The organism is Streptomyces bottropensis ATCC 25435, assembly GCF_000383595.1.
GTDB classification, from domain to species: Bacteria; Actinomycetota; Actinomycetes; order Streptomycetales; family Streptomycetaceae; genus Streptomyces; species Streptomyces bottropensis.
In genome coordinates this window covers 6,896,220-6,918,096 of sequence record NZ_KB911581.1, presented here as the reverse complement: position 1 = coordinate 6,918,096, position 21,877 = coordinate 6,896,220, and the positions used below count along the sequence as shown (strand labels likewise).

19 protein-coding genes, 1 other RNA gene and 1 pseudogene are annotated in these 21,877 nt (G+C 68.6%); 10 read left to right on the top strand and 11 right to left on the bottom strand.

The window, feature by feature from the left end:
• Positions 1-11: 11 nt before the first annotated feature.
• A complete protein-coding gene (yaaA, locus tag STRBO_RS0130770; RefSeq protein ID WP_005478607.1) occupies positions 12-794 on the bottom strand; it encodes a peroxide stress protein YaaA in 783 nt (260 codons plus the stop codon).
• Positions 795-1,005: 211 nt separating this feature from the next.
• Between yaaA and STRBO_RS0130765 the strand changes: the two genes are divergently transcribed.
• Positions 1,006-2,526: an RNB domain-containing ribonuclease gene (locus STRBO_RS0130765; RefSeq protein WP_005478604.1), complete on the top strand. Its 1,521-nt coding sequence runs from the start codon at positions 1,006-1,008 to the stop codon at positions 2,524-2,526.
• Here the strand turns inward: STRBO_RS0130765 and STRBO_RS0130760 are convergent.
• Both STRBO_RS0130760 and STRBO_RS0130755 read right to left on the bottom strand, forming a co-directional pair.
• Positions 2,477-3,112 carry a hypothetical protein gene (locus STRBO_RS0130760; protein WP_020665636.1) on the bottom strand — a complete coding sequence of 212 codons (636 nt, stop codon included), beginning with the start codon at positions 3,110-3,112 and terminating at the stop codon, positions 2,477-2,479. The two genes, STRBO_RS0130765 and STRBO_RS0130760, sit on opposite strands and share 50 nt — an antisense overlap.
• 23 nt (positions 3,113-3,135) lie before the next feature.
• A complete protein-coding gene (locus STRBO_RS0130755; protein ID WP_005478600.1) occupies positions 3,136-3,906 on the bottom strand; it encodes a MerR family transcriptional regulator in 771 nt (256 codons plus the stop codon).
• Between the two features lie 177 nt (positions 3,907-4,083).
• Here STRBO_RS0130755 and STRBO_RS0130750 point away from each other — a divergent pair, with 177 nt between their 5' ends.
• The 4 genes and pseudogenes from STRBO_RS0130750 to rnpB all read left to right on the top strand — a co-directional run bounded on the left by STRBO_RS0130750 (position 4,084) and on the right by rnpB (position 6,926).
• Positions 4,084-4,662: a Uma2 family endonuclease gene (locus STRBO_RS0130750; protein WP_020115327.1), complete on the top strand. Its 579-nt coding sequence runs from the start codon at positions 4,084-4,086 to the stop codon at positions 4,660-4,662.
• 73 nt (positions 4,663-4,735) lie between these two features.
• Positions 4,736-5,584, top strand: a complete 849-nt coding sequence (locus tag STRBO_RS0130745) for a helix-turn-helix domain-containing protein (protein WP_005478596.1) — start codon at positions 4,736-4,738, stop codon at positions 5,582-5,584.
• An 18-nt stretch (positions 5,585-5,602) separates the two neighbouring features.
• Positions 5,603-6,382, top strand: a pseudogene (locus STRBO_RS46105) (DMT family transporter); the annotation flags it as partial.
• Between the two features lie 127 nt (positions 6,383-6,509).
• Positions 6,510-6,926: RNase P RNA component class A (gene rnpB, locus STRBO_RS41020), an RNA gene on the top strand.
• 305 nt (positions 6,927-7,231) lie between these two features.
• Here the strand turns inward: rnpB and STRBO_RS0130735 are convergent.
• The 4 genes from STRBO_RS0130735 to STRBO_RS0130720 form a co-directional block, all read right to left on the bottom strand.
• Positions 7,232-8,626 (bottom strand): DUF6177 family protein, encoded by a 1,395-nt coding sequence (locus tag STRBO_RS0130735; protein WP_005478588.1) that lies wholly within the window; start codon positions 8,624-8,626, stop codon positions 7,232-7,234.
• A 222-nt stretch (positions 8,627-8,848) separates the two neighbouring features.
• Positions 8,849-9,493 (bottom strand): hypothetical protein, encoded by a 645-nt coding sequence (locus STRBO_RS0130730; protein ID WP_005478587.1) that lies wholly within the window; start codon positions 9,491-9,493, stop codon positions 8,849-8,851.
• 9 nt (positions 9,494-9,502) lie between these two features.
• On the bottom strand, positions 9,503-11,863 hold the full coding sequence (locus tag STRBO_RS0130725; RefSeq protein WP_005478586.1) for a hypothetical protein: 2,361 nt from the start codon (positions 11,861-11,863) through the stop codon (positions 9,503-9,505).
• Entirely contained in the window at positions 11,860-12,297 is a 438-nt protein-coding gene (locus STRBO_RS0130720; protein ID WP_020115325.1) for a DUF6507 family protein, read from the bottom strand. Before STRBO_RS0130720 ends, STRBO_RS0130725 begins: the two co-directional genes overlap by 4 nt.
• A 625-nt stretch (positions 12,298-12,922) precedes the next feature.
• Here STRBO_RS0130720 and STRBO_RS0130710 point away from each other — a divergent pair.
• On the top strand, positions 12,923-13,927 hold the full coding sequence (locus STRBO_RS0130710; RefSeq protein WP_005478583.1) for a helix-turn-helix domain-containing protein: 1,005 nt from the start codon (positions 12,923-12,925) through the stop codon (positions 13,925-13,927).
• A 531-nt stretch (positions 13,928-14,458) separates the two neighbouring features.
• Here the strand turns inward: STRBO_RS0130710 and STRBO_RS0130705 are convergent.
• The gene (locus tag STRBO_RS0130705) at positions 14,459-15,673 is read right to left on the bottom strand and encodes an IS110 family RNA-guided transposase (RefSeq protein ID WP_005478582.1); all 1,215 of its coding nucleotides are present in this window, start codon (positions 15,671-15,673) and stop codon (positions 14,459-14,461) included.
• A gap of 361 nt (positions 15,674-16,034) precedes the next feature.
• On the opposite strand from STRBO_RS0130705, the gene STRBO_RS0130700 reads away from it, so the two are divergent.
• Together STRBO_RS0130700 and STRBO_RS45560 are read left to right on the top strand one after the other, a co-directional pair.
• Positions 16,035-16,364 carry a plasmid mobilization protein gene (locus tag STRBO_RS0130700; protein ID WP_245170629.1) on the top strand — a complete coding sequence of 110 codons (330 nt, stop codon included), beginning with the start codon at positions 16,035-16,037 and terminating at the stop codon, positions 16,362-16,364.
• The gene (locus STRBO_RS45560) at positions 16,361-16,846 is read left to right on the top strand and encodes a hypothetical protein (RefSeq protein WP_020665635.1); all 486 of its coding nucleotides are present in this window, start codon (positions 16,361-16,363) and stop codon (positions 16,844-16,846) included. The genes STRBO_RS0130700 and STRBO_RS45560 overlap by 4 nt, the downstream gene beginning before the upstream one ends.
• Positions 16,847-17,679: 833 nt before the next feature.
• On the opposite strand, the gene STRBO_RS0130690 is transcribed toward STRBO_RS45560, so the two are convergent.
• The 3 genes from STRBO_RS0130690 to STRBO_RS0130680 form a co-directional block, all read right to left on the bottom strand.
• Positions 17,680-18,411: a hypothetical protein gene (locus tag STRBO_RS0130690; protein WP_005478576.1), complete on the bottom strand. Its 732-nt coding sequence runs from the start codon at positions 18,409-18,411 to the stop codon at positions 17,680-17,682.
• 217 nt (positions 18,412-18,628) lie between these two features.
• On the bottom strand, positions 18,629-18,961 hold the full coding sequence (locus STRBO_RS45735) for a DUF397 domain-containing protein (protein WP_078531421.1): 333 nt from the start codon (positions 18,959-18,961) through the stop codon (positions 18,629-18,631).
• A gap of 7 nt (positions 18,962-18,968) precedes the next feature.
• Positions 18,969-19,820 (bottom strand): helix-turn-helix domain-containing protein, encoded by an 852-nt coding sequence (locus STRBO_RS0130680; protein ID WP_028796932.1) that lies wholly within the window; start codon positions 19,818-19,820, stop codon positions 18,969-18,971.
• Between the two features lie 204 nt (positions 19,821-20,024).
• On the opposite strand from STRBO_RS0130680, the gene STRBO_RS0130675 reads away from it, so the two are divergent.
• Positions 20,025-20,438, top strand: a complete 414-nt coding sequence (locus STRBO_RS0130675; protein WP_020115322.1) for an ATP-binding protein — start codon at positions 20,025-20,027, stop codon at positions 20,436-20,438.
• 809 nt (positions 20,439-21,247) lie between these two features.
• Positions 21,248-21,430 (top strand): hypothetical protein, encoded by a 183-nt coding sequence (locus STRBO_RS0130665; protein WP_005478572.1) that lies wholly within the window; start codon positions 21,248-21,250, stop codon positions 21,428-21,430.
• The last annotated feature ends 447 nt before the right edge of the window (positions 21,431-21,877 follow it).

Genomic DNA, 21,877 nt, shown 5'->3' with positions numbered 1-21,877 from the left:
GGAAAGGGTGATCAGTGGACCTCGTCCACCAGCACATCCAACGTCCACGCCTTCCCGGCCCCCGCCGGACGCTCCACCTCCACCACGTACCCGAGGTCCCGCAACGCCTCCACCAGCTCCGCCGGGCCCTTGGGCGCGATCCCCGCCGACAGCAGGCTCCGTACGATGCGGCCCTTGGTCGCCTTGTTGAAGTGGCTGACGACCTTCCGGGTGGGCGCGTGCAGCACCCGTACGGTCGCGGTCCGGCCGGCCACCTCGCCCTTCGGTTTCCACGCTGCCGTGTACGCCGAGGACCGCAGGTCGAGGACGAGTCCACCGCCGGCGGCCTCGGGCAGCGCCGAGGCCATCGGCGTACGCCAGTGCGTGCCGAGCGCGCCGAGGCCGGGCAGTTTCACGCCCATCGAGCAACGGTACGAGGGGATGCGGTCCGTCACGCGGACGGCGCCCCACAGCCCTGAGAAGACCAGCAGCGAACGCGCCGCACGCTGCTTCGCGGCGGTCTCCAGGGTGGCGAGGTCGAGGGCGTCGTACAGCACCCCCGTGTAGACCTGCCCGGCCGGCCGCGTGCCCGCCGTCAGCAGCTCCGCGTTCTTGGCGACCTCCCCACGCAGTCCCTCGCTCAGCCCGAGCACCTCACGCGCCTTGTCCTCGTCCCCGGCACACAAGTCCACCAGCTCCCCGATCACCGCCTCCCGCGCCCCGTTGAGCGCCGGCAGCGAAAGCCCCTCCAGCTTCAGCGGAGCGCCACCCGCGGAGGGGGCCTTGCCTTCGGAGGGGGGCAGCAGGACGAGCACGGGGGCTCCTTGTTCTCGGGGATTCCCGGGGGCTCTCGGGGTGTTCTCGGGGGCTCTCCGGGGGTTCGGGCTCCGCGACAGCGTACGGGTGCCGACCGGAGCGCCCCGCGCCCGGGGGGAGCCGCGCCCCGCACAGGTGGCCACGATCCCAGGGCCGTCCGCCGGCCCCCGACAGGGTGCCGTCCCGCCCACCCGGCCCTACGCTCGACCCATGCCCCGCCGCCATCTCCGCGTCAAGGGCGCCGCCGAGGCTCCCCTCCGGGCGGCCCTGCGCGCCCTGCGCGGGGAACTCGGCGTGCCCGACGCCTTCCCGCTCCAGGTCCTCGTCGAGGCGGAGCAGTCCGCGAAGTCACCGCGCCTGCCGTCGTACGACGCCACGGACCTCCCCCTCTTCACCATCGACCCGCCCACCTCGACCGACCTCGACCAGGCGATGCACCTGTCGCGACGGCCGGCCGACGGGGGCCGCGGCGGATACCGCGTCCGCTACGCCATCGCCGACGTCGCCGCATTCGTCACCCCCGGCGGCGCCCTCGACGCCGAGGCCCACCGCCGGGTGACGACCCTCTACTTCCCCGACGGCAAGGTCTCCCTCCACCCCGCCCGCCTCTCCGAGGGCGCGGCGAGCCTGCTCCCGGGCCACACCTGCCCGGCGGTCCTGTGGACACTGGACCTCGACGCGGACGGCCGCACCGAGAGGGTCGACGTCCGCCGGGCCCTCGTACGCAGCCGCGCCAAGCTGAACTACGCCGGCGTACAGCAGGAGATCGACGCGGGTACCGCCGAGGAACCCCTCGACCTGCTGAAGGAGATCGGGCACCTGCGCGAGCGCCTGGAGGTCGAACGCGGCGGTATCTCCCTCAACATCCCCGAGCAGGAGATCACCGAGCACACGGCCTCGGGCGACGGCGACGGCGACGGCGACGGCGGAGGCAGTGGTGACCGCGGCCTCGTCGACGCGACCTACGAGCTGACCTACCGCACCCCCCTCCCCGCCGAAGGCTGGAACGCCAAGATCTCCCTCCTCACCGGCATGGCCGCGGCCGAACTGATGCTCGCCGCAGGCACCGGCGTACTCCGCACCCTCCCCGCCGCACCGGACGGCGCGGTCGGCCGCCTCCGCCGTACCGCCAAGGCCCTGCACATCGACTGGCCGCACCACGTCTCGTACGCGCAGCTCGTCCGCTCCCTCGATCCGCACGACCCCCGCCACGCCGCCTTCCTCCTGGAGTGCACGACCCTGCTCCGCGGCGCGCACTACACCCCCTTCCGCGACGGCCGCCTCCCCGGCATCACCACGCACTCCGCCGTAGCCGCCCCCTACGCCCACTGCACGGCGCCCCTCCGCCGCCTGGTGGACCGCTACGCCTCGGAGATCTGCCTCGCGGCGGCAGCCGGCACCCCGACCCCCGACTGGGTCCTGGCGGCCTTCGACACCCTCCCCGACGAGATGACCGAGGGCACCCGGAGGGCCGGACGCGTGGAGCGTGAGTGCGTGGACATCGTCGAGGCGGCGCTGCTCAGGGACCGGGTGGGGGAGGTCTTCGAGGGGTGCGTGGTGGAGGTGGAGGAGGATCAACCGGACGTCGGTAGCGTCCAGTTGGAGAACCCGGCGGTCATCGGCCGCGTCGCGGCCACCCCCGGCGGCCGGCTGCCGCTGGGGGAGCGGCTGCGGGTACGGCTCACGCAGGCCGAGCCGGGAGTGGCGAAGGTGCGTTTCGTTCCGGCGTGAACTCCCTCACCAGACACACAAGTTGATCGGACTCGTCGGCGTGGAAACGCACCAGACGCACTTCTCTGGGACGCCCGAAGAAGGTCAAGTGCGTGACAGATGAGGCCAGTTCGACAGTGACGGTGGTTTGCGAACCCACCTCCAGGTTCAACTCACCGTCCCGCTTCTCGTGCGTCGTACGCAGCTCACGACGTACCGAGGCCACTGCGTCGAGCGGCACGCGCAGATCCACGGTGGCGAAGCGGCGCAGGCGCAGGGTCGTGCCGGTGAGGACGTGGGGGCGGGTCACGGAGGCCGCGTGAAGCCCGACGACGATGAGGATCGTGTAGAGGTCGAGGACGAGGAAAGCTGTGTGCACGAGCGGATAGTCGTGCAGGAGGACGGCCATGGCCACGGTCTCGACGGCACACACGAAGCCGAACCCGAACATCATGGCCCCCTGCCCGCGCGCATACCCGAAGGCCCGCCCACCGTCCCCGACCCCGTGCGGCCGCCGCGCCATCCAGCGCAACAGGCTGCCCAGCAGCAGGAGTTCATGCCGCACGAGGGTGCGCCCGACCCGGTAGGCGCTCCTCATACCCGTCATACCCGTCGCTGTCCTCGTGATCCTCATGGACGGTCCTCCCGCAGAAGCTGGAGCGTGCGACGGATGGCCTCCGCCTGGGCCGGGGCGAAGTCGGCGTAGAAGGCACGCAGAAAGCTGCCGTGGCCGCCGCCCTCACCGGTGTCGGTGTCCGGCGGGACCATCTCGGGCGGGACGAGGCCGGCGAGCACGTGAGCCGCCTCCGCCACGCGGGGGTCGCCGGGCTCGGCGTCGGCGAGCGCGTCGAGCAGCGCGTACGCCTCGTGCGCCCGCTCCACCGCGCCGGGGGCGGCCATCATGCGCTCCAGCGAGGCGACCATCTCGGCGCGGACCTCCGGCGTCGCGGTGGCCTCCAGCAGCGCGAAGACCTCCCGGTCCTTGGCGGCCATCGGCGACTGCGGCAGGGGCCCGAACCTCCCGAAGAGCGCGGCGAGTTCGGGCGAAACGGGCCCCTCGGCCGGCAGCCGCCCGGCCCGCGCGTCCTCGATCAGGACCTGCAGCCGCTCCCGCCGCTCCCGGATCCCCTCCTCCTGCCGCGCCAGATCCTCGTCCAACTCCCCGAGCACCTCGACGAGTTCACGCCCCGCATCGTCCGCGAGCACGTCCCGTACCTCGGCGAGCCCGAGCCCCAGCTCCGTCAGCCGCCTGATCCGCGCCAGCACGACCGCATGCCGCAACGTGTAGTCCCGATACCCGTTGGCCCGCCGCTCCGGCTCCGGCAACAGCCCGAGATGGTGATAGTGCCGCACGGCCCGCGTCGTGACACCGACGGCCGCGGCCAGCTCTCCGATCCGCATACGACCAGTAGAAACGTTGACGCTGCGGCAGGGTCAAGCACCCGTTCTCGACCGGGCCCGGCGACTGACGGTGACCGGGATCATGTGCCACGATCGAGGGAACGGTTCCCGATCTCACGGCCAGGTGATCAGCCGATGTCCCAGTCCGGCGAGCGACCGAAGAAGGAGGGGCGTGACATGACTGCCATGGCCCACGAGCCGCTCACGCAGGAAGACGTCCTGCTGGAGTGGTTTCTCGCCCTGGACACTCCGGAGGGTTTCCGGGCGGAGCTGATCGAGGGGGAGATCGTTGTGACGCCGCCGCCGGACGGGGAGCACGAGAAGTACATCAGCCGGATCGTGAGGCAAGTGATCAAGCGATCTCGGACAGACATGGACTTCTCCGGGAACAAAGGGCTGATCCTGAGGCGCGGGGAGGCTTGCCCCAAGAACTACGTGATCCCGGACGCCACTCTCGCTCCCATCGAGCTCGATCTCTTTGGGAGCGCCGGATCCTGGATGCCCTGCGACGGTGTCGCCATGGTGGTGGAGGTGACATCCACCAAGCCCAAGGCCGACCGTGAGGCCAAGCGCCGTTGCTATGCCCGCAGCGGCATCCCCCTCTACCTGCTGGCCGACCGTGACACATCCCAGGTCACACTCTTCAGTAGCCCGGAGAAGGACGACTACCGCGACCACTGCACGCGTGCCTTCGGCAAGCCGCTCGACCTCCCCGCCCCGTTCGCCTTCGACCTGGACACGGCGGACTTCCTCTGAGTACCGGGGGCGTGCGGCTGCGGTATGAAAGCCGGACTCCCAGGTGTTGCACCCCTTACAGCCTTGGAAAGGGGTGCGCGAGGTGGGCGGCGGCGGACAGGAAAGACACGGACAGACCCGGTGGACCCGGGCCACCCTCGGCCGCCCCGACCGCCCCCTCGACCTCCTCACCGCCCGCTTCGACCGCCACCGCTACGCCCCGCACACGCACGAGGAATTCAGCATCGGGATCTGCGTCCTCGGCGCCTCGTGCATCGACTACCGGGGCGGTGGCCTCAGGGTGGGGGAGGGCTCGATCGTCGTCCTGGCCCCCGGCGAGGTCCACACCGGCGAGTCGGCCTACGGCACCTACGCCTACCGTGCCCTCTACCCGGCTCCCGCCCTCCTCACCGACGGCATCCTCGGCGGCACCCCGCACTTCCGCGACCCCCTCCTCCACGACCCCGAACTCTCCGCCGCCCTGCGCACCGCCCACACCGAGCTGAGCACCGGCCCCGACCCGCTGGAGGCCGAGTCCCGCCTCCCCTGGCTGCTCACGGCGCTGGCCCGCCGCCACTCGACGTCCCGCGCAGCCCCCGACGTGATCCCCGGCGCGAGCGGCATCGCCCTGGCCGTACGGGACCGCCTGGCCGACGAACTCCTCGCCCCACCCTCCCTCGCCGACCTCGCCACGGACCTGGGCCTCTCCCGCTACCAACTCCTCCGAGCCTTCCGCACGACGATGGGCATGCCCCCGTACGCCTGGCTGGCCCAGCACCGGGTGAGCCGGGCGCGGACCCTCCTGGAGTCCGGCGGCCGCCCCGCGGAGGTGGCCGGGCAGGTGGGCTTCGCGGACCAGGCCCATATGACGCGCTGGTTCAGGAAGGTGCTCGGGGTGACGCCGGCGGTGTACCGCAACAGCGTTCAAGACGTACACCGCTGAACTGGCGAAAATCGTCCCATGACTGCACGCGGCTGGGCGTTGTTCTCCCTGATGGGAGTCCTCTGGGGCATCCCCTACCTGATGATCAAAGTGGCTGTGGACGAGGTGTCGCCGTCCATGGTCGTCTTCGTACGCTGTGCCCTGGGCGCGGCCCTCCTGCTCCCCTTCGCGATCCGCCAGGGAGGGCTGATCCGGGTGGTCGCGCAGCACTGGCGCCCGATGCTCGCCTTCGCCGTGATCGAGGTCATCGGCCCCTGGTGGACCCTGACCGACGCCGAACGCCACCTCTCCAGCTCCACGGCCGGCCTGCTGATCGCGGGCGTCCCCATCGTGGCCGTGCTGCTGGCCCGCTTCTTCGGCGACACGGAACGGCTGGGCGCCCGCCGTATGACGGGCCTGGCCCTGGGTCTGGGAGGCGTAGGGGTCCTCACCGTCCCGCACCTCACCGGAGGCAACATCCTCTCCCTCACCGAGGTCCTGATCACGGTGATCGGCTATGCGACGGCCCCGCTGATCATGGCCCGCCACCTCAGCAAGGTCCCCACCCTCCAGCTGATAGCCCCGGTCCTGCTCCTGGCGGCGGTGGTCTACGCCCCCGCCGCGGCCCTCACCCGCCCGTCCACCCTCCCCTCGACCCCAGCCCTGGTGTCCCTCGCGGCCCTGGGCGTGATCTGCACGGCCCTGGCCTTCGTGGCGTTCCTGGAACTGATCCGAGAGGTGGGCCCGACCCGGGCGACGGTCTTCACGTACGTCAACCCGGCGGTGGCGGTGGCGGCGGGCGCCATCTTCCTGGACGAGCGGCTGACCCCCGGCATCCTGGCGTCCTTCGCCCTGATCCTGGCGGGCTCGTTCCTGGCGACGGCGTCGACGGCACCGACGGGACAGAGGACGGGCGGCCGCCGGGTAGCATGGTCGACACGGCAGACGAGCCGGGCGGACGGCCGCGTGGAGTCCCCTTGACGGGGGTCTTCCCGAGGAACGTCCGGGCTCCACAGGGCAGGGTGATGGCTAACGGCCACCCGGGGTGACCCGCGGGACAGTGCCACAGAAAACAGACCGCCGGGGACCTCGGTCCTCGGTAAGGGTGAAACGGTGGTGTAAGAGACCACCAGTGCCCAGGGTGACCTGGGCAGCTAGGTAAACCCCACCCGGAGCAAGGTCAAGAGGGGCCGCCTCTTCGCAAGAAGGGCGACCCTGCGCGGACGTTCGAGGGCTGCCCGCCCGAGTCCGCGGGTAGACCGCACGAGGCCGGCGGCAACGCCGGCCCTAGATGGATGGCCGTCTCCCGGCCGACCGCGAGGTCGACCGGCGACAGAACCCGGCGTATAGCCCGACTCGTCTGCCGCCATCTGCAGCTTTGCCTGGGAAAGGGTTTCTGACCTGCGTCGGAGGCCCTTTCTGATCTTTCAGAAGCTTGCCGCGCTGGGCGGCAAAAAGTCCTTCGGACAGAGCTGAAAGTCCCGAGAAAGTCTCTGGAGCGAATGGGTGCGCGAGGCCTCTGAACGGTAACCACCCCCGACCGATGCTCTAAATTCTGATCCCTGGGGCGGCAGCTCGGGCCGGACCTCGACACGTTCCTTCAGGCGGCGGGCGCCACCCGTTTGAAGAGGCAGCCGGTGAAGTGTGCCGGGTGGTCCGACCAGATGCTCATCGCGCGGTCTGCAGATGGTCGTTGAGTTGCTTGAGGTGGTGCCAGGCCACGGCGTCGCTGCCGTCGCCCAAGGCGTAATGCAGGGCCGGTCGTGCCGCCGGGCCGAGGCGGGCGGGGCGCGTCCGCGGAGCGGATTCGGCGAGCTCGTGGCCGACGGCTCGTACGGCGTCCGGGCCGAGGGTGAAGGAGACCGGGATCGGGAGCTCTTCGCGGTGGGGTGGGGTCGTCAGGTCGGCTCTGGCGGAGCGCAGGTGGGTGAGCATCGAGGCCAGGTTGTGACGGGTGGCCAGGGTCTCGGCGAGTGCGGGGAGAGCGGCCAGAGGTGGGGGCTGGTCAGCGGTGTGTCCGAGGGCGAGGGTGATGTGCTCCTCGACCCCTGCCGGGGTGCGGACGATACGGAGGGTGGCGATGGCCGGTCGGTCGGGGGCGCCCACGGCGATCAGCCATGTGGGGGCCGACTTCCGGGCGCGGGTACGCGCCAGCTCCGTCAACTGGCGGCGTGACCAGGGCAGGTTGACGGGCTCGGAGGTGGACCAACCGGCGGGCGGGGCGCCGGTGAGGGCTTCCCACGCCGCCTCAAGCGCACCGCCCAGCAGTAGATCCCCCGTTGCGGGGTGAGCCGTGCGGATGGAGAGCAACATCTGCCGCTCGCCCTCCGGGGCGGCTCCGGTGGGGGAGTTGAAGGCTTCCGCCGTCTGGGGGCCACCGTCCGCCTTCCGTACCGGCGTGAAGAGGCCTCCCTGCCAGTGGACTACGGCGCCGGTGAGCGCGTCGTAGAAGGCACCCGCAGGATCGCGGACGACCCAACGGACAGGGAGACTGGTGAGCAGGGAATGGACAGGCAGGGTGAGCCGGGTGCCAGCCGTGGTGACGATCTGCAGTTCACGCCCCGACCCGGCTGCGGTCTGCGCGAGGTCGGTGAGCCAGGTTGTCGCCGCGACGACGGGACGGTCCTGGAAGACCACGGCTGCCCGATCGGTCAGGACATCGGCGGCGAGCGAAGTACCGGCGTCGGAAAACGGAGCGGAGCCCTCGTTGTCCGCGCCGGGAATGGCGACGACCTCGACGTGCGCGGCCTCCGGGGGCCACGTGGTGCCGCCCAGCACTGTGGTCAGGCGCCCTGCCACCGATCCGGCCAGACGGCCGGCCTCCTCGATGGCGGTGGTCGCCCGCACCTCGGTCCACCACACGGGCGCGTCAGCCGGTACATCGGGACCGAACAACCGGCTGATCTCACCTGGGACTTGAAGGAAGATCGGGACCTCAACGGTCACCGCACGGCCCCCGTCGGGTGTGCACAACTGGACGGCGGCGCCCTCGGACAGGCTGTCCACCCGCAGATCGGGCCCGCCGGCGTACAACCCGGCGAGCAGAGTGTGGGTATCCGGCATCTTTGGAGTGAGGGCTATGACATCCTGTGTCACGAAATTCCTATGTCAGCGGAGATTTGAGCGGTCTCGGACGTGATGGTGGAGGACGAGATCACGTCTCGAACTCGTGTATCCAGCTTCCTTGCGGTAGATGCTCGGGCAGGTACTCCGATTCGGCTTCGATCGGGAACCCCGCATCGTGGGAAAGTCAGCCCACTGTCAGCCCACCCCTGTGCCGAAAATTCAAAGTCTGCTGGTCAAGTCGGGCCCCATTCCGTCCTCATATGCTTCCGGCGTCGCCAGCCCTTCGGGCGTGGCACTGCCGAAATAAGTCGGCTCGCCGGGTTCAGGGGAAACTCCGAGCAGGCTGGAGAGTTCCTTCAGTGCGGTCGCGAGCCGGGGAGCGTTGTGCCGGTAGACGTCGGGATGCGGGCGGCCGGAAAAGTCGTACCAGCCCCAGATGTCATGATGCACGGACAGCTCGGCTGAGAGGCCGGTGGGCCCTGGAGAGACCGACAGATCAATCAGTCGCGGCTCTTGGCGGGCCTTCCCTGCCTCGTCGATCCATGTCCCTGTGCCGATGACGTGCAGGTCATCGATCTCCGCGGTGGGAAAGGCCGCGGGACGGCTACCGAGCAGCCGTCCCGCCAGGCTGGAGTCTCCCAACGGCGTCGTGAGTTCCAGACTGCTCGTGACACCGGTGGAGCCGAGGTCCAGGACGTACCAGCCGTACTCAATCTTGGCAGGGGTGAGAAGCTCAAGGCGTACGAGTACCTCACTCATCCGCGCTGCCGTCGTCAGAGCCGATTCCAGTCCCGGTGCGGCGACCTCGTCGAGATCCCAGAACCAGGAACCGCATTCCCGCGGTGCACGCATCAATGTCGACATGATTGTTCCTTACGGGAATGTGGGTCCGTTCGGTGGGACGGTGATGGATCCGTCCGTGAAGCGCAGGAGGAATGTCCCCCCTGCCCTTCGGGCGTGAAACTCGGCCTCATTGAACATCTTGGGGGTGAGGCTTCCCATCGGTTGATGTACGTCCAGGATAGCTACCCGGTGACTCACCCCTTCGTGTGCCAGTTGTCCGGCAGCCTTTTTGGCGGCGCTCTTGATGCCGTCGATCCTGTCGACGTCTTTGAGTTGGTAGCCGTAGTCGATCGAACCGTCAGGGTGCCGTGTGTAGACATCAAGGTCGAACGTGGCCGTATCGAGCTCCACGCCCACCCGGCCGACGCCTTGGGCCTGCAAGTCGTCCGCAAGCCGCATGGCCATGTAGGCGGCGGGAATCATGCCTTTCGGGTCGCCCTTGGAGGGTCCCTTCTTGCACATGTCGAGGAGTTTGTCGTAGCCCTCCACCTCTCGCAGATGCCCGCGCGAGATCATCTCGGCGACACCTGCTCCGTACGGGTCCTTGCGCAGGGAACGGAGCACGCCCGCCTGATCGCGTGCGTCCATCCTGGCCCGCTCGAGTTCCGCAACGACTCCGGCCTCTTGCTCCGGCTCCATACGGCCCGTATGGGTCTGCGCGACGTCATCGATGTTCTTCGCATATTTCGCGGGATCGATCCCGGGGGGCTCGTCCGAAGCGCCGCCGGGTGACTGCGGCTCCTCGCCAGGCACTGTCGGGTCGCCGTCGGCGCGCACGCCATCATCGCCGGACGGAGGATCAGCCGGGCTTCCATCAGGAGACGCCGCGCCCGAGCCGGACCCCTGGCCGCCATGGTGCGGGCCGTCCGACGAACCGTGAGCGCCTTCAGCGGAGTGGCCAGAACCAGATCCCCGCGTGGCTCCGGTGCCACTCTCCGACGCCTCACGTGCTGACGACTGATGACTGTCCCCGCCGACGCGGCTGTCGGGTGTGGCCTCGGGACCGGCCCGTGGCGACTGGTTCTCGCCCGCGTGGGCGGTGGCCTCGTTCGTACGGGGGCCTGCGCCGACCAACTCGCGGTCGCGGGGAAGCTCAACCGACGGCGGGCGCTGGGCCGCCGGGGGCTCAGGCCGGGCGGGGGTGGTGTCCGGGACGCCGTTCCTGCCGGGGATGAACTGGCCGTCGGATATGCGGACTTCGGAGCCGTCGGAAAGGCGCAGGACGCTGTGGGTGGCGTCCGCGGCGGCTGCCGCGTCCGTGGCCGTGCGGATGCCGGTGGTCAGTTCACGGATGGTGGGCAGGACGCGGGCGGTCGTGGAGACCGTCTTGGCTGCGGCACCGATCGGGTCCAGCACCTCACCGACCGTGGCGAGAGTACCGGCCACGCGGGCCCCGGCCCCGCCCTTGCCCGCGGCGGAGAGGCCCTTGGCAGTGGCACCGAGAGGGCCGGCGCCCAGGGTGAGGCCGTTGAAGACGAGGGTGCCTGCGGCCTTGCCCGGGTTGTCCGCCCAGTCGTCCCAGCCGACCAGCCCCTTGGCGAACTCCTTCGCGTACGGCCGGCTCTCGTCCATGAACTGTTCCTGCCACGGCCCGAAGGTCGGCTTCCGGTCGCCGTGGGGGTCTAGCAGATACGATTCCGCGCCGACGATCACCCGGAGCAGGCCCTCGCGGGTGGCGTCGCCCTCCTCGCCGGAGCTGAAGAGGTTGACCACGCCCTCGAAGGCGCCGACCACGTTGTCCTTCAGGCTGATCCCGAACTGCTCCAGGTGGTAGTCGATACCGAAGGGGAGTGCTTCGTGGTGGGCCGGCGTGCCCCAGGGCAGTTTGTCCGCGGCGGAAAGCTGGTCGGCGCTGAAGCCGTAGGCGTTGTCCTGCTTGGGGCTGCCGTCGTTGATGTGCCACTGGGTGCCGTCGACCAGGGAGGTGATCTTGTCGGCGCAGGTCACCTCGGCCTGCTGGAAGGCCGCGACCGCCGCGTTCACCGCGTCCCAGATGGCCTGGTGCTGGTCGACCTTGTCCTGGTCCTTCTGCCAGTTCTGAAGCAGGCCGTCCTCGCCCTGCACCGACGCCACGAACACCCGCGCCTGACCGCGCAGCGCCTCCAACTGCCGCACGATCCCGGCTACTTCGACCACGTAGTCGGTCAGCGCGGTGGCCACCGTCTCCAGGTCGTCCGCGAACGAGGACGACCTCGACTCCACCGCCTGAGTCGTCGCGAACAGCTGGCCCGCCTCCGGGGCCTTGTACGACGACGACAGGTTCTGGAAACGGGTGTGCACGTCACCGCCGTGCTCCCGGATCGCCCTCGCCGCCCGGCGCATCGCGGCGATCTGCTGCTGCAGGTCGACCAGATCACCGGTGAAGCTGGGTATCTTCTCGGGGCTGATCACGGCTGACCACCGCTGTTCGTCGGCGTCCGCGCCTCGTACGCCCGCTTGCGCGCCTCCTCCAGGAACGCCGTCACATCCGGCGCCAGGGTCGCCTGACGCTGGGCGTTCCACGCCTGCTCCAGCTCCCCCGCCCCATACGCGTTCGTAGCCTCAACCGCGCCGTTCGCCGAATTGCTCGCGCGCAGCGGCAGGAACACCACGTCCCGCTCCGTACCGGTGACGAACTCGCCCAGCGCGACCGCCACCAGACCCGACGCCTGGCCATCCGTCTTCGTCGCGCCCTCACCGCCGAACGACAGCGTGCCCGCCGACTCCATCGCGCCTTGCACGGCACCGCCGTACAGCGTGATGCCCTTGTTCATGCCCTCGGCGGCCTCCCGCACCGTCGAGATCACCGCCCCCACCCCGGCAGGCGAGATGTCCCACCCCGTCATACCAACCCCCGTGAATCCCCCGGCTGATGCCTTGCCCCGGTCGCATCTCAGCGTCACACACGCCACTGACAGCAGGGCTTCATCTGTATCAGTCGACCATTGCAGCAGCAACGCAGTTCTAGCCAAAGGTGTGTTACGTGGGCCATGCCGCGTTGCACACCAGAGAGCCGCAGCCACGGGACTGTTATCGGAATACGTCGGAGGCGACGGGGGGCGGACAGAGATCACCCCCCGTCGCCTCCGACGCTCGTCCGAGCCGAGCAGCCAGTGGCGAGAAGCAACGCGACCGCCGCGACGACTGAGAACCTCACGTTCTTCACTTGCCGCCCCCCCCATTGCTGTCCGCCTGCTCGGGACGACGACTGTGCAGGTCGGCACCGGGGCGCGGACTCCCGCGACCCGGTGGTGCGCGATGTTCTTCAAAGCCCTTGGGGAAACTACCAACCCCACCAAACCCGCCCTGTTCGCCCGCGAGTTGGGGCGCCACTCGTTCGAGTGATGGAAGCGCCGGGCGGTCGGGCGGGTGGGGTACGGTCGCCGCACACAACCGCAAACAGAGAACGGCCCCCGGCGGGACTGCAATCCCGGCGAGGGCCTGACCAACCAGGAAGATGTGAGCTTCCCGATGGCTGATCCGCAGTCTAACGCGGCCCTGCCCGCGTACCCGTCGCCCGAGCACTCGCCGCCCGCGCCTCCGGAACTCCCGCCGGACGCGCCCCGCGCCGGAGTCCTCCACGTACGGCACCGCCACACCGAGCGCTACACGGTCGTCGGCAACCATCTCGCACAGCACCCCCGCCTCTCCGCCACGGCGATCGGCATCGGCGTCCACATCCAGTCCCTTCCCGATGGCGCCTCGGTCACCATCAAGGCGTTGGCCCTGCGCTTCAAGGAGGGCGAGGTGACGATCGGCCGGGCGTTGCGGGAGCTGGAGGCGGCCGGGTATCTCGTTCGCCGCCGGGTGCCGCTCGGGGGCGGCCGTATCGCCACGCGTACGTACTTCCTCGATCATCCGACGGCGGTCGTACGAGCCTCAGTGCGGGGCAGCGGCTGGGAGGCCGCCGCCCCTGTCCCGTCCCCTGCCGCCGGGGACGAGCCCGAGCCTCGTCCTGCTTCGGAGCCGGTGGCTGTTCAGGGCCGGGCGGAGGGCTCACGGCCTGACTCGCCACCGGCTTCCGTACGCATGAGGCGCGCTGTCCCAGAACCGGTTACGGTGCCCGACGGACCGGCCGCCGACCTGCTCGCACGCCTGCGGCTCGCCGACTCCCGGCTGTTGCTGTCCGAACGAGATGTTCAGCGGCTCGTGCCCGCCGTGGAGACCTGGCTCGCCCGTGCCGCGACGCCGGATCAGATCACCCGCACGCTCACCGCGGGCCTCCCGTCCGAGGCCGACCCCATCCGCTACCCGGCGAGCCTTCTCGATTACCGCCTGACCACGCTTCTTCCACCGCCGTTACCGGCGGGGCCTCCTGTGACGACGACGGTGACGGCTCCACTTCCAGTGGTACCGCTCGTCACCTGCGACGGCTGTGAACGCGCGTTCCGCTCGCATGACCCGCGCGCGCTCTGCCGGGATTGCAGGGGACGCCATGGCCGCCCCAAGGCCGAACCGGTCTACTCGGCCGCCTGAGCCGGTACCGACAGTGTGGATGGAGGACGTTCAGGTCGCCGTACAACGTGGCCAGTTGGATGACGAATTCCCGCCGGGGGAGATCTCGTAGGTGACCGGAGGAGGCGAGTCGGCCGAAGACCTCTCCGGCGTAGGGCACCAGGCTTCTCGCCGGACAGAACGGTGTGCGCTTGGCGATGTTGACGGTGCGCAACTCGCCTGCCCAGGGATAGATGTCACCGAAGATCGTGGCATGGAACGACTGGAGATGGCCGAGGTCGTACCGCCGGGTAGGGGGCGTACGGCGAGCACGACGAGGCGCGCCCGGGTGATGTCCGCCTCCGCTGCCGCAAGCAGCTGATGCATCGGTGATGCTCGGTGATGCCGGTCGAAGCGGGTGATCAGAGCCTCGGCGCCCCGACATAGTGACGGATCGCCGTCGGACCCCAGGTCCTCTGTGCGGGGCGGGTGGCGGACGCCGGTATGCGGGGGGGGGTGTCTCTATGTCCTTCGTCAAGGACGTGGTGCCTGGTGTGTGGGTGTTTGGGGTGGTCATGCGGCGAGGGCGATGGCGGGTGTTCTGGACTCGTAGAAGGTGCCGTCGCGGAGCATGGCGAACAGGACGCTGATGCGTTGGCGGGCGAGTCGGAGGAGGGCTTGGGTGTGGGTCTTTCCGCGTGCTCTTTGCCGGTCGTAGTAGGTGCGGGAGGCTGGGTCGGCGTTCATGCAGGCGAAGGCGGAGAGGAACATCGCGCGTTTGAGCTGCCGGTTGCCGCCTCTGGGCGCGTGTTCGCCGTGGATTGAGGTCCCCGACGACTTCGTCGTCGGGGCGAGGCCGGCGTAAGAGGCGAGGTGGGCGGCACTGGGAAAGGCGCTCCCGTCTCCGACGGTGACCAGCAGGATGGCGGCGGTCCTGACTCCGACGCCCGGTATCGAGGTCAGGACCGAGTGAAGAGGGTGGGCCTCCAGCAGGCTGCTGATCTGGGCTTCCAGTGCCCGGCGCTGGTCGTGGACCGCGGCAAGCGAGGCGGCCAGGGACGGGATCACGATGTCGAGGGTGCCGGTTCCCGGGACCACGACACTCTGTTCGTCGAGGGCGTCGAAGACGTCGTCGATCAGCCGCGCGGCCATGCGCGGGGCCTTGGGCCGGATGAGTTCGGCGAGTCTGCGGCGGCCGGCTTTCCGCAGAGCTGCCGGGGATCCGTAGCGCTCGAGGAGCCAGGTGACAGCTGGGTGGTCGAGCCGGGGCCCGAGCACGCGCTCGAGGCTGGGGTGGAACTGTGTGAGCAGGCCGCGTATCCGGTTGCTGGTGCGGGTGGCCTCGGCCGCGAGGTCCTGGTCGAAGCCGGTCAGCACCGTGAGTTCGGCGGTGATCTCGTCGGTCAGCTCCAGCGAGCGCAGCGTGTGAGGCATCGTCCGGGCCGCATCGGCGATCACTGCCGCGTCCTTCGCGTCGGTTTTCGCCTCACCCGGATAGAGGTCGGCGATCCGTCGCATCGCGAGTCCGGGCAGATAGGCGACCTCGCAGCCGGCGTCGCGGGCGACGGTCAGCGGCAGAGCCCCGATCGAGGCGGGCTGGTCCACGATCACCAGGACGGTGCCGAACTTGGCCTTGAGCTTGTCGAAGACGGCCCGCAGCCTGGGTTCACTGTTGGGCATCGGCTTGTCGAAGACCTTCTTCCCGGCCGGAGTGAGCCCGTGGCCGTGGTGAGCGGTCTTGCCGACGTCCATCCCGAGGAAGACGCCCACGCCTTCGATGTCGAACATCGCATCCTTTCCAGGCCGTTGACCGCGCCGGCCATGGCGGTGGCACCGTGCTCGCGCATCCACGTTATGCAGACCTGCCGCCCACGTCTGTGCCCGGCCTTGCGCCGGACCGGGCGGTGGCCGGGTCTCTCATCAGCGTCTCCGACGGCACCCCACGGACCCGGCGACACCACCCCCCAGGTCATGCCTTCGACAGAGGGGACACAGTCATACCGGGCCCGGAGGCCAGCGGTCCCGTTGCAGGACCGCGAAGAACATAACGGGGGGGCGGACGGAAGGGGGCGCCCGGAAGGGGGATGCGTCCCGGCTGCCCTCCGTGACCACACTCGCACTGTCGTCATACGCGTATTACGATGCCTTCGTGGCAAAGACGCGCATCACCATCAGCTTGGAACAGGACCAGGCCGAACGCATCAGGCAGCACGCGGAGCGGGCGGGCCTGGACGTCTCGGCCTACCTGGTGCATGCCGCAACGCGCCAGATGGCCGAGAGTGATGCCATAGAGGAACAGTTCGCCGAGGTGGACGCACTCATCGCCCGCGCGGAGCGGGCAGCGGACGGACTGCCCGCCGAACCCGTCCCGGAACCGGCCGCGGAACTGACGGAGCAGGAACGCCGCGAGGTCGAGGAGGCCCTGGGCCTCGTCCACGGCCGGGACCGGCAGGGTCGCCGTCCGGGACATGCCGCGTGAGCGCACGGGTGCCGGTCTACGACACGGGCATGCTCATCGCACTCGCCGACCGTAAGGCGAAGGCGGTGGCTCTCCACGAGGGACTGCGCGCGGTCCCGCACCGGGTGCTGGTGCTCGGCCCGGTCCTCGCCCAGGTGTGGCGCCCCCAGCCGGCGCTGGTGCATGCCCTGTCCGGCGTCCTGAAGGACTGCGTGGTCCCTCAGGCCCGTACGTCCGAGCCGTCCATGCGTGAGACGAAGGCGGGCCGGCCGGAGTGTCTGGCCTGTGCGACGGGCCCGGACCTCGCGGACTGGCGGCGCATCGGCACCGCTCTGGGGCAGGCGGCCCTGCCGACGAAGAAGCGGCCGGACGCGGTGGACGCCTGGGTGGCGCTGGCAGCGGCCCGACATGGCAGCGCGGTCATCTTCACCACCGACCCGGGGGACATCCACGCCTACCTGACGGTCCTCGCGCCGACGGACGTGCACGTGGTCGCTGTCTGATGGCCGAGAGCCACGCCCCGTCCCGTCCAGATGGCTGCGCAGGGCGGTGCACGGGCTCCGGCGGCAGGAGCGGGGCGCGGGGCTCGGCCCTGGGCAGGCCTACTCCGCGAGCGGGTGCCGAGGCGATCAGCCGGCAACGGCAACGGCCGTCCAGTGCCACGGCCTCCCCCCGCGCCGACCGCTGAACTCGCCGAGGGTCCTCCACCCGCTTCGCCATTTGCCACGGCCGTGGTACTTGGCACGGCAGGAGCAGGTACACAGGAAGCCCTGGGCGTTCTGGCAGGACGAGTTGCACCTTTCACGCGGGTTGTACTCACGGCCGATGAGGACGCTCGGGTACCTGCGGAGCAACTCCCGGCTTATGCGAGGGAAGTGAGCGCTGGCAACCGTCCAACACTCCTCGCGGCCGTCCCACCGGAGCGATCGATCGCTTCCGACCCAGCCAGAGAGTTTCCGTTCGTGCTCCCACATCGTGTGAGCAGGGAACCAGACACTGAACCACCCGTTGGCGGGCAAGCCGATTGTCGGCAGGTGCTCGCCCCGATAATTCGGCAGCCACTCAGGGGGCTTGAGGTACTCGGTCTTCTTCCGTCGGTCACGCCTGCGTCCTTCGCCCCCACTCGCAATCCGCCGGCTACGTCGAGGTCCGGGCCCCCACTCGACCGACACGAGTGCGGCGAGCTGACCGGAGGCATGGCAGGGGAAACGGCTCACCAGCCTGTCATGGGCGACCACGCGGCCGTCCTGGTCGACCTCGATGGAGTTGCGGCACTTCACACACGTGCGGTTGAACCCTCCGCCGCCCACAAGCACCCCCTTGGTTGCGCCGAGGGTCAGTCAGGCGAGTTCTCGGACTTCGGCGGTGCGCTGGGCGTCAGCCATGGCCACGATGTCGGGGGTGGGCCAAAGGCGCGACGACCGGCCCTCACCGCCAGAGTGGCGAGGGCAGCGTTGGCGCCACCACCGATCACAGCGCCGATACCGAACGGTGCCACTCGACCGAGAACGATGATGCCCTGCTTGGTCCCGAACTTCGTGATGAAGTTCTTCCCCAAGACCTTGTTGATCTGACGCAACGTCTCGACTGGCACCTTGGCGACAATCTGACGTCCCCAGTGTTGCCCCGTACGCTCGGCGACCTTGGTGATGGTGGCGGAGCCGCTCCCGCCGAGCATGATTCCCATGACGATCGTCCGGCGGCGCTCGACCTCGTCGATGGGGACTCCGTGGACTTCGGCGAGCGAGAGCGCGAAGAGGGCGCTCAGTTCAAGAGACGAGAGAGTCTCGCCTGCCGACAGTGCCAGTGCGACTCCCGTGCCGACGCCGGGCGCGGCTGCAACTCCTCCAACCGCGGCACCCGTCCCGGTCAAGGCGCTGACGTACATCCGCTCCAGATTGCGGATTACCTGTGCGGGTGTCGCCTCCGGGTTCCGCTGGCGGGCCCGGGCGATGTTCTTGCGCACAAGTACGCTCTGACTGTCGATTGCCTTGTCCAGGAGGTCGAGGACTCGCTGCCCACGTCCGTCTTCTGCCGGAACCGGTCCGTCGTGGGCGCCTGTTGTCATACCTTGAACTCCTTAGGTCGTTAGGCCCCAAGTCTCCCACTCAGGCTGCCAGTTCTGGAGCGTTTCCCCGACAGCTCCTACCTGTCCAGGCTCGGAGCCGTTGCGGTCCCGAGCATTTGGGCGTTCAGCGGCGTGATCCGGTTCGGTGTCGGCGAAGGGGTCCGGACCGCCTGCGGCAGGCTCACGGACTCTCATCATCTGCGGGTGATAACGCTCCTCAACAGCTGGCGCTGGCAAACCCGGCTGGAGCTCTCCACCACGCTGTTCGAGTAGCTTGAGATCTTCCACAACCTGCAACGCGGGCACTCCGCGCTTGGGATGAACGAGGTGGATCAGCCTCGGAAACTGGCGAAGTCCGTCGCAGCGGAGTGAGTTTCAGGGCCTCGATGAAAGTGGTGAAGGCGCCGGTCGGGAAAGAGAGGACTGCACCGGCTGGGGCCTTTGAGTCGCGGATGGCTATGTGGGTGTGACGGTTTGTGATTTCCACGCAGGCGTTGCCGTCGCCGCTGCCGGAGTGGGATGACTTCTGCCAGTTGTCGAGGGTGGTCACGAGTGCCTCACAGTTCCTTGGCCAACCTGTGGATGAGGTCACGCGACCGAGCGGGATCGAGTGACGCTCCCTCAACTCTACGGAAAAGCGTTCGAAAGACGCCGAGCTGTGCTTCGGAGTCGATGAAGAGCACGCCGTGCGGGCCGTCGCGTACCACGGTGTCCAGCTTTGGGAGGGGGCCACCCGCGTACACCATGGCAGCTGTGACGTCGGCGAAGTCGTCCAGTTCGAAGGGGATGACGCGCACGGTCACGTGGTCTGCCGTGGAGATTTCCAGGACGCGGTCCAGCTGAGCACGTGAGGTGGCGCGGCCGCCTACCCTGATCCGCAATGCTGCTTCGTGCACCAGCACCTCGTACGGGACCGGCTTCGCCTGCTTCAGAATGACATGCCGTTGCATTCGATGGAGGACGCGCAACTCGACGTCTTCTCGAGGTAGTTCGGGAACGCGGCGGGAGAAGAGCGCCCGAGCGTAGTCCTCGGTCTGGAGCAAGCCCGGGACGTGCAGGAAGTCCACGTCCCATCGGAAGGCAGCGTGGTACTCCAACTCGGACAGGTCCAGAAACGAGGTAGGGAGTAGCCCCCGGTACTCCTCCCACCAGCCGCGTGTCCGATCGGTGGCTAGGGCGGCCAGGGCGTCGATGAACTTGCCGTCCTTACACGCATAGTGGGCCGCGAGGCAGCGTAGTCGCTGCTCGCTCAGGCCTGCGAGGCCCGCCTCGATGTGGCTGATCTGGACGCGACTCGCTCCGATCAGCTCTCCTGCCTCGCGAGCGGAGAGCCCTGCCGCGTCGCGGAGTCGACGCAGTTCCATCGCCAGGCGCATCTGACGTGCCGTGGGTTCGCGCCTCAGGACCATCGATTGCTCCTCGGTCAACACGCCTGCTGGCGTGACTCGTTTGGGGGCGGATTGCGCAGCCGACTTGCTCCGTATGACATGTTATGCCTACCGTAAGTGATGCAGCGAACACACTATGGAAGCGCACCGCTCCGTCCTGCCGCGACGGCTGCGGCGATGCCACCGCCCGCCCCCGCAATTCTCCCCACCCGACCGGAGCTGACCATGCCCGAAAACGTGAACGAACCCTGGGAGTACTGCCTCTATATCCCCAACGACCTACGCGCCGTCACCATCAGCCGCCGCACCCTCCGCCTCATCCTCACCATGCACGGCCTGATCTGCCTGGTTGACACCGCCGAGCTCCTCGCGACAGAGCTGGTCTCGAACGCCGTACGACACGGCAAAGGCCCGGCCGCGCTGCGTGTGCGCTGGTCCGCGGGCGTGCTGCGCATCGGAGCGTGGGATGCCAATCCCGAGCCGCCGGAGCCCCCCGTGCCGCTGGAGCAGATGGCCGAGGCGGAGGAAGGGCGGGGTTTGGGGTTGGTCCGGGCGTGCGCCGACCTGTGGGGATGGCAGCCGCTGGCGAGAGGCGGCAGTCGAGGGAAGGTCGTTTGGTGCGAGTTGGCCCCCGCGTAGGCCGCTCCGGCAACGACGGGCAGAAGTGTTCCACCGCAGGGACGCCGACCTGAGGGTTGCCCCTGAAACAGATCTGCCCATCACCGCTCACTGCCCTCGAAAGGAACCGTGCGCCGCGTCCTGTAGCGTGCGAGAAAGAGCATCATGGAGTCGGGGTCGGCAAGGGCCGACATCGATCGCTCCCGGGCGGCGCCGGAGCGCCGCCGGCTTCCACTCGTGGGCAGATGGTTGCCTGCGCCGGCATTTGTTTGCCCATACACGAAGACCCTGTCCACAGCGAAATCGCCAATAACGGGCTTTGGGCACCTCTTACGTGGGCCCCGGCAGGCCTCGAACCTGCGCATACGGCCCTGGAGTGCCTTGAGGGTAGATGCGGGAGGAGAGTGCCTTGGGGGGGGTTAATGTACCGCTCAGGGGAATCATGTGGACGTGGCGCGTACCCGGTTATGTGGATGACACTTTCAGTTCCTACCGGGAAGCTCCTGTATTCTGCTGACGAAAACACCGACCGATTTAGCAGTCTTCTGCAGTCCGGAACCAAGGTCCACAGAGTTCTCCAGCACCATTAGTGGCTGAAACTGACTCTGCGAAGGGATGGAGCGGGCCGACCGGCTAATGTGCCGGGCGGCCTCCTCCAGCCGATCTAGTCCTTCACCGCTCAGCGGTTCGGGGCTGGCTACCCAGGCCCCGTAAGCAGTCTGTCCGTCGACCCAGCCGAGGTCGAATTGCGGACCACGGCGTGCTGGACCGCGAATTTCGAGGGAAACCCGTCCGGTCATCTGAGTAGTCAGACGCGTCAAAATCCTCTCATGGCGGGGCGTTCCGCGTCCGAAAAGGCGAGTCTCAAGCTGGCCGATCCTGCGGTTACGCAGATCGAGCCGGTTGAACGGTCCACCGAGAATCCCATCGCCGACCTCGGGCACTACCGCTACTTGGTCACCTTGCATCTTAAGATCTCGACACCGGGCCGGAACTCCGAACAGAAGATCTGAGAAGCCGGCGGCGTCGACCACGTGAATGTGCTGTCCCATTCTGCGTGACTGCATTACCTTTAGGAGCTTTTGGCTTAGCCCGCGGTCAGCGTCCTTGACGTTGCCTGCCAACTCACCGTGAACGACGAGTGTTACTCGCTTGGAGAAACTATTTTGACAGGTGGCTCCCAAGTTTTCGGAACGAGAGATGCAGTCCTTGCGAAAAACCCACTCTCCATCCACCAGAGTCTTACCGGTGAACATGAGTGTGTGGCCTCGGAGTTCACGTAGCCATCCGGTACACAGTGCGGGCACTCGCGTCAGCCTCCTCGGGTTGAAAACCCTCCAACTCACAGGGTAGTGCTGCCGTCAGGGTCAGAAGGCGGTCGGTGAAGCGACACTGGTGGAAAGACGGTTGGGGCGGAGTGGGATCTCACGGCCGACGGCCCTGTGTTTCAGCGGAGCTGT

Bases quoted from the DNA above. Each gene is read 5' to 3' on its own strand.
- STRBO_RS0130765 (WP_005478604.1), top strand. From the start codon at position 1,006: ATGCCCCGCCGCCATCTCCGCGTCAAGGGCGCCGCCGAGGCTCCCCTC.
- STRBO_RS0130760 (WP_020665636.1), bottom strand. From the start codon at position 3,112: ATGACGGGTATGAGGAGCGCCTACCGGGTCGGGCGCACCCTCGTGCGG.
- STRBO_RS0130755 (WP_005478600.1), bottom strand. From the start codon at position 3,906: ATGCGGATCGGAGAGCTGGCCGCGGCCGTCGGTGTCACGACGCGGGCC.
- STRBO_RS0130750 (WP_020115327.1), top strand. From the start codon at position 4,084: ATGACTGCCATGGCCCACGAGCCGCTCACGCAGGAAGACGTCCTGCTG.
- STRBO_RS0130735 (WP_005478588.1), bottom strand. From the start codon at position 8,626: ATGCCGGATACCCACACTCTGCTCGCCGGGTTGTACGCCGGCGGGCCC.
- STRBO_RS0130730 (WP_005478587.1), bottom strand. From the start codon at position 9,493: ATGTCGACATTGATGCGTGCACCGCGGGAATGCGGTTCCTGGTTCTGG.
- STRBO_RS0130720 (WP_020115325.1), bottom strand. From the start codon at position 12,297: ATGACGGGGTGGGACATCTCGCCTGCCGGGGTGGGGGCGGTGATCTCG.
- STRBO_RS0130710 (WP_005478583.1), top strand. From the start codon at position 12,923: ATGGCTGATCCGCAGTCTAACGCGGCCCTGCCCGCGTACCCGTCGCCC.
- STRBO_RS0130705 (WP_005478582.1), bottom strand. From the start codon at position 15,673: ATGTTCGACATCGAAGGCGTGGGCGTCTTCCTCGGGATGGACGTCGGC.
- STRBO_RS0130690 (WP_005478576.1), bottom strand. From the start codon at position 18,411: ATGACAACAGGCGCCCACGACGGACCGGTTCCGGCAGAAGACGGACGT.
- STRBO_RS0130680 (WP_028796932.1), bottom strand. From the start codon at position 19,820: ATGGTCCTGAGGCGCGAACCCACGGCACGTCAGATGCGCCTGGCGATG.
- STRBO_RS0130675 (WP_020115322.1), top strand. From the start codon at position 20,025: ATGCCCGAAAACGTGAACGAACCCTGGGAGTACTGCCTCTATATCCCC.
- STRBO_RS0130665 (WP_005478572.1), top strand. From the start codon at position 21,248: ATGGCGGGGCGTTCCGCGTCCGAAAAGGCGAGTCTCAAGCTGGCCGAT.